The organism is Pseudomonas sp. NPDC089741 (assembly GCF_044748825.1).
In the GTDB taxonomy this organism is placed as follows: domain Bacteria; phylum Pseudomonadota; class Gammaproteobacteria; order Pseudomonadales; family Pseudomonadaceae; genus Aquipseudomonas; species Aquipseudomonas helmanticensis.
This window is the reverse complement of record NZ_JBIVGT010000062.1, coordinates 1-6,879: the sequence shown is the minus strand read 5'-3', so window position 1 is coordinate 6,879 and position 6,879 is coordinate 1. Positions and strand designations below refer to the sequence as shown.

Annotated in this window: 5 protein-coding genes and 2 pseudogenes; all 7 read right to left on the bottom strand. The window is 60.6% G+C overall.

Translation table 11 applies throughout. The features are described from left to right. Positions 1–545 (bottom strand): annotated as a pseudogene (locus ACIPZE_RS28440) (NADH-quinone oxidoreductase subunit M); the annotation flags it as partial. Between the two features lie 39 nt (positions 546–584). Continuing rightward, complete coding sequence (gene nuoL, locus ACIPZE_RS28435) at positions 585–2,438, bottom strand: NADH-quinone oxidoreductase subunit L (protein ID WP_400776737.1); 1,854 nt, start codon at positions 2,436–2,438, stop codon at positions 585–587. Next, positions 2,435–2,743, bottom strand: coding sequence for an NADH-quinone oxidoreductase subunit NuoK (nuoK, locus tag ACIPZE_RS28430; protein ID WP_003223790.1), 309 nt, complete (start codon positions 2,741–2,743; stop codon positions 2,435–2,437). The genes nuoL and nuoK overlap by 4 nt, the downstream gene beginning before the upstream one ends. 3 nt (positions 2,744–2,746) lie before the next feature. Next, positions 2,747–3,247 carry an NADH-quinone oxidoreductase subunit J gene (gene nuoJ, locus ACIPZE_RS28425; protein WP_236431036.1) on the bottom strand — a complete coding sequence of 167 codons (501 nt, stop codon included), beginning with the start codon at positions 3,245–3,247 and terminating at the stop codon, positions 2,747–2,749. A gap of 9 nt (positions 3,248–3,256) precedes the next feature. Next, positions 3,257–3,805, bottom strand: coding sequence for an NADH-quinone oxidoreductase subunit NuoI (nuoI, locus tag ACIPZE_RS28420; protein ID WP_236431037.1), 549 nt, complete (start codon positions 3,803–3,805; stop codon positions 3,257–3,259). Positions 3,806–3,816: 11 nt separating this feature from the next. Then, positions 3,817–4,732 (bottom strand): annotated as a pseudogene (locus ACIPZE_RS28415) (NADH-quinone oxidoreductase subunit H). Beyond that, positions 4,729–6,879: molybdopterin-dependent oxidoreductase (locus ACIPZE_RS28410; RefSeq protein WP_400776733.1), on the bottom strand; the 2,151-nt coding region annotated here is incomplete at its 5' end. The pseudogene ACIPZE_RS28415 and the gene ACIPZE_RS28410, both read right to left, overlap by 4 nt.

Here is a 6,879-nt window from a genome sequence, read left to right as displayed (position 1 = left end):
GGCTGAGTGAATATGAAGATCTTGGTGGCCGCGTAGATCGGTGTTTTCGTGCCGTCCGAAGAACTGTGACCCGAGATCTCGATGAGGAAGTACATCGGCACCAGCATCATTTCCCAGAAGAAGAAGAACATGAACAGGTCGAGGGCGAGGAACACGCCGACAACGCCGCCCAGGATCCACATCAGGTTCAGGTGGAAGAAGCCAACGTGACGTTGAATCTCTTTCCACGAGCAGAGTACCGAGAGGATACCCAGCAGACCGGTCAGCAGGATCATCAACAGCGACAGGCCGTCGAGGGCCAGGTGCACGTTGATGCCGAAGCGCTGGATCCAGACATGCTTGAACTCAAGCGCCCAGGTGGGATCGGCGCCAGGCGCCGGAGCAAATGAATAGTCACCGTGGGCCCACAGCCAGAGGCCGAGGGCGAGTTCCAGGGTCATGGTCAACAGCGCAATCCAGCGGGGGAGGGTAGCGCCGAAGCGCTCACCCATCCAGCACAGCAGGCCGCCGATGAAGGGGATCAGGATTAGCCAAGGCAGAATCATGACGGGCTCGTTTCCTTTCGCAAATTCGCAAGGTTCATATCAGACCGCTACCAGCACGATGGCGCCAATAACCAGCACGGCACCAGCAGCCATCGAAGCAGCGTACCAACGCAGTTGACCGGTCTCGGTGCGGCTCAGGGCAGTGTGACCACCCTTGGCCATACGCGGGATCAGACCGATGGTCTGGTCGAGCGGGTCTTTGCGCAGTACGTGGCTGATCGCCAGGTAAGGCTTGACGAACAGTTTGTCGTAGATCCAGTCGAAGCCCCAGGCAGCGAACCACCAGGCCGAAAGGAAACGGCCGATGCCGCTGTTGGCGATCGCCGTGACGAAGCGACGCTTGCCGAGGAACAGCAGCGCTGCCAGCAGGATACCGGCCAGAGCAATAGCACCCGAGGCGATTTCCAGACTGTGCTTGGCTTCGCCGCCAGCATGGCCAACGCTTTCTGGCAGAACGCCGTGCAGCGGTGGAACGATCATCGCGCCGACGAAGGTCGACAGCACGATCAGTACCGACAGCGGCAGCCAGTGAGCGATGCCGTGACCGGCGTGGGCTTCGGTCTTGGCTTCACCGTGGAACGTGATGAAGATCAGGCGGAAGGTGTACAGCGACGTCATGAATGCACCGACCAGACCTGCGTAAAGCAGACCGTGGTTGCCGCTGGCGAACGCTTCCCAAAGGATTTCGTCCTTGGAGTAGAAGCCTGCGGTGACCAGTGGCAGGGCCGACAGTGCCGCGCCGCCGACGATGAAGCTGGCGTAGGCCAGTGGCAGTTTTTTCCACAGACCGCCCATCTTGAAGATGTTCTGCTCGTGGTGGCAGGCAACGATAACCGCACCGGAAGCAAGGAACAGCAGGGCCTTGAAGAAGGCGTGGGTCATCAGGTGGAAAATCGCGCCATCCCAGGCGCCAACGCCCAGCGCCAGGAACATGTAGCCGATCTGGCTCATGGTCGAGTAGGCGAGGATACGTTTGATGTCGGTCTGTACCAGTGCGGCGAAACCTGCCAGTACCAGGGTCACACCACCGACGATGCCGACCAGGTGCAGGATGTCCGGCGCCAGGGTGAACAGGCCGTGGGTACGGGCGATCAGGTAAACACCCGCAGTAACCATGGTTGCAGCGTGGATCAGTGCCGAAACCGGGGTCGGGCCGGCCATCGCGTCCGCGAGCCAGGTTTGCAGCGGCAGTTGCGCCGATTTACCGACCGCACCACCCAGCAGCATCAGGGTTGCCAGGGTGATCCAGAAGTCGCCGACCTGGAATTTCTGCGGTGCCAGCACCAGCAGTTCCTGGATGTTCAGCGTGCCGACTTGCTGGAACAGGATGAACAGGCCGATGGCCATGAACACGTCGCCGATCCGGGTCACGATGAACGCCTTGAGTGCGGCATTACCGTTGTTGCGGTTGCTGTAGTAGAAACCGATCAACAGGTACGAGCACAGGCCCACGCCCTCCCAGCCGAAGTACAGGAACAACAGGTTATCGCCGAGCACCCGGAACAGCATGCTGGCGATAAACAGGTTGGTGTACGAGAAGAAGCGCGAGTAACCCGCTTCGCCGCGCATGTACCAGGACGCGAACAGGTGGATCAGGAAACCTACGCCAACGACCACGCCGAGCATGGTGATCGACAAGCCGTCGATGTAGAGGGCGAAGTCAGGCTTGAAGCCTTCGACCGCCATCCACTGCCACAGCACCAGGGTGTAGTGACCGCCTTCAGGTGGCGCGACGTTGAATTGCCAGATGATGTAGGCGGTGACAATCGCCGACAAGCCAATGGAACCCACGCCGATCAGCGCCGAGAGGTTTTCCGACCAGCGTCCACGGGAGAACGACAGCAGCAGGAAACCGAGCAGAGGGAATACGAAAGTCAGAAAGATCAGGTTCATCCGCGCATCTCACTGGCAGCGTCGATATCGAGCGTGTGGAAGCGGCGATACAGTTGCAGCAGGATCGCCAGACCAATACTGGCCTCGGCAGCTGCAAGGCTGATCACCAGGATGAACATGATCTGTCCATCCGGCTGGCCCCAACGGGCGCCCGCGACAATGAACGCCAGTGCAGAGGCGTTCATCATCACTTCCAGACTCATCAACACGAACAAAATGTTGCGGCGGACCATCAGGCCGACCAGACCAAGGCAGAACAGGATGCCGGCAACCGCCAGACCATGTTCGAGAGGGATAGCAGGCATGTCTTACTCCTTCGCCTCGTTACGGCCCAAATGGAACGCCGTGACGGCTGCAGCGAGCAGCAGCATCGAGGCGAGTTCGACCACCAGCAGGTACGGGCCGAACAGGCTGATGCCCACGGCTTTCGCGTCTACGGTGGTGTGGCCGATGGCCTGGCCGCTCTGGTGAGCGAACAGCACATACAGCAGTTCGGCCAGCAGCAGCGCGCCGAGAATCACCGGCCCGGCCCAGATGCCGGGCTTGAGCCAGGCGCGTTCTTGCTGAACCGCGGCGGGGCCGAGGTTGAGCATCATCACCACGAACACGAACAGCACCATGATGGCGCCGGCGTAGGCGATCACTTCCAGCACGCCGGCGAACGGGGCGCCGAGTGCGAAGAAGGTCATCGCCACGGCGATCAACGAGATGATCAGGTAGAGCAGGGCGTGCACAGGGTTGGTGTTGGTGACCACACGTAGTGTGGCCACAACAGCGATACCCGATGCGAAATAGAAAGCGAATTCCATCGTTCTTCCTTAAGGCAGCAAGCTCTTCACGTTGATCGGTTCGGCTTCGTTCTGTGCGGAGCCTTTCGGCTTGCCAGCGATTGCCATACCTGCAACACGATAGAAGTTGTAATCAGGGTTTTTGCCGGGGCCGGAGATCAGCAGATCTTCTTTCTCGTACACCAGGTCCTGACGTTTGAACTCGGCCATCTCGAAATCCGGTGTCAGCTGGATTGCGGTGGTCGGACAGGCTTCCTCGCAGAGACCGCAGAAAATGCAGCGCGAGAAGTTGATACGGAAGAAGTCCGGGTACCAGCGACCGTCTTCGGTTTCAGCTTTCTGCAGCGAGATGCAACCTACCGGGCAAGCCACGGCGCACAGGTTGCAGGCAACGCAACGCTCTTCGCCATCGGGGTCGCGGGTCAGGACGATGCGACCACGGTAGCGTGGTGGCAGGTAGACCGCTTCTTCCGGGTATTGCAGGGTGTCGCGCTTGCGAAAGCCATGGCCGAAGACCATGACCAGGCTGCGCAACTGGGTACCGGTACCCTTAATGATGTCGCCAATATATTTGAACATGGGTCAAATCCTCACTGAACCGCGACTGCAGGCGTGTTCAACAACACGACCGCAGCGGTCACCAGCAAATTGATCAGGGTCAGTGGCAGGCAGAATTTCCAGCTGAAATCCATCACCTGGTCATAACGCGGACGCGGGATAGACGCGCGCAGCAGGATGAACAGCATGATGAAGAACGCGGTCTTCAGTGCGAACCAGAGGAAAGCCAGTTGCGGCAAGATGCCGAACGGACCGTGCCAGCCACCGAAGAACAGGGTGACCAGCAGCGCCGAGATCAAGATGATGCCGATGTATTCACCGACGAAGAACATGCCCCATTTCATACCGGCGTATTCAATGTGGTAACCACTGCGGAATGATGAACCACAGGTTCTGCGCCTGGTACTCGACGATGTCACGCATGTTGAACGAGCCGACCTGGACCACGATGCCCATCAGGGCCAGGCCCATGAACACTTCGTAGGACACGGTTTGCGCCGAAGCACGCAACGCGCCGAGCAGGGCGAACTTGTTGTTACTCGACCAGCCGGCGAACAACACCGCGTAGACCGACAGACCGGCCATGGCGAAGAAGAACAGCAAGCCGATGTTCAGGTCCGCGACGCCCCAGGTCGGGGTGATCGGGATGATCGCAAACGCGACCAGCAAGGCGGACATGGCCACCACCGGTGCCAAAGTGAAGATCACTTTATCGGCAAACGGCGGGGTCCAGTCTTCCTTGAAGAACATCTTCAGCATGTCGGCGGCGATCTGGAACATACCGAACGGGCCAACGCGGTTCGGACCGTAGCGGTCCTGCCACCAGCCCAGCAGGCGACGTTCGACAAAGCTGAGCAACGCGCCTGCAACCACCACGGCCAACAGAATCACGATGGCTTTGACGACCGAGAGGATCACATCGATCACTTCAGGGGTGAACCAGGTCATTGCGCTGCCTCCTGCAGACCGTCGACGGATACGCCGGCGAATGCCGGTGGAATGCCGGCGATGCCCGCAGGCAATGCCACCAGACCTGCGCCCAGTTCTTCATTGATGCGCAGCGGCAGACGCAGGGTCTGGCCGGCCACGTTGAGGCTCAGCAGGGCACCGTCGTTGACGCCCAGACGATCCGCTTCGGATTTCGCCAGTGCCACGTAAGCCGCCGGAATGCGCTCTTGAACCGGTGCGGCTTTCGAAGAGTTTTCTTCGCTGCCGAACAGGTGGAAGAACGGCACGGCTTGCCAGGTACCCGGCGCCGGGTTGAACGCACGCGGTGCTGCCGCGAACCAGTTCAGCGAATCGCCAGTGCTTTCGATCAGGCGGGTGCCCGGGTCGCCAGCACGGATGTGACCACCGACTTCGTCCTGGAACTTGTTCCACGCTTGTGGCGAGTTCCAGCCCGGCGACCAGGCGAATGGCACCTGCTGACGCGGTTCAACCGAACCCGAGTAACCTTCCATGGAGAAGGCGAACGCGGTGTCTTTGTCTTGCGGGGTGCGTGGTTCGTGAACACTGATGTCGGCGCGCATCGCGGTGCGACCGGAATAACGCAGCGGCTCACGCGCCAGTTTCAGACCCTTGATGCGGAACGCCGCCGACGGTGCAGCGTCGACGATACGCGCCAGTTGCGCAGTGCTCGAAGCAACGGCAGCGGTGACGTGGTCGAGTTGCGTCCAGTCGATCGGCTGATTCAGCAGGGTCGCGCGCAGGGCGTGCAGCCAGCGCCAGCCTTCGTGCACCAGAATGCTCGCGTCGAGATATTGCGGGTCGAAAACCTGGAAGAAGCGCTGAGCACGACCTTCCTGGCTGACCAGCGTACCGTCGCCTTCAGCGAAGCTTGCGGCTGGCAGAACCAGGTGCGCGCGGTCGGTGGTCGCGGTTTTCTGATGGTCAGCAACGATCACTACTTTCGCAGCGTTCAGTGCGGCATCGACTTTTTCTTTGGCGGTGCGGGTGAACAGATCGTTTTCCAGCACGACGATCGCGTCAGCCTTACCGTCGATCACAGCTTGCAGCGCAGCATCCACCGATTCGCCACCGAGCATGGCCAGGCCGAGGCTGTTGGCTTCCGGCACGATCAAGCTGATCGAACCGTTCTTCTCGCGCAGTTTCAACGCCTTGGCGATGTTCGCGGCGGCTTCGATCAGGGCTTTGGAGCCCAGCGAAGTACCGGCGATGATCAGCGGACGTTTGGCCGCGAGCAGGGCGTCAGCGATGCGCTTGGCCAGTTGCAGTGCTTCGGCGTCCAGACCTTCAACGGCAGGCGCGCTGGCATCCAGTGCGTGGGCAACGGCGAAACCGATGCGCGCCAGATCGTCAGGCGCTGCGTGAACGCATTCTTCAGCGATGTCGTCGAGCTTGGTTTCCGCCAGGCTGGCGATGAACAGCGGGTTCAGCGCGTGCTGACCGATGTTCTTCACCGCAGCGTCGAGCCAAGGCTGGACGCGCATGGCTTCGGCCATGTCTTCGGCTTTGCCCTTGACCGACTGACGCAGCGACAGCGCCATACGGGCGGCGGTCTGGGTCAGGTCTTCACCGAGGACGAAAATCGCGTCGTGGTCTTCGATGTCGCGCATGTTTGGCACTGGCAGCGGGCTGTCTTTCAGCACTTGCAGGACCAGACGGATGCGTTCCAGTTCGGACGCTTCGATACCCGAGTAGAAGTGCTCGGCGCCAACCAGTTCGCGCAACGCGTAGTTGCTCTCGAGGCTGGCACGCGGCGAACCGATACCGACGATGTTGCGCCCGCGCAGCAGATCAGCAGCTTTATCCAGTGCAGCGTCCAGGCTGAGCTTGGTGCCGTCGGCCAGCAGCGGCTGACGTGGACGGTCGGTGCGGTTGACGTAGCCATAACCGAAACGGCCACGGTCGCACAGGAAGTACTGGTTCACCGAACCGTTGAAACGGTTTTCGATGCGCCGCAGTTCGCCGTAACGCTCGCCCGGGGAGATGTTGCAACCGCTCGAGCAGCCATGGCAGATGCTCGGCGAGAACTGCATGTCCCACTTGCGGTTGTAGCGCTCGGAGTGAGTCTTGTCGGTGAACACACCGGTCGGGCAGACCTCGGTGAGGTTGCCGGAGAACTCGCTTTCGAG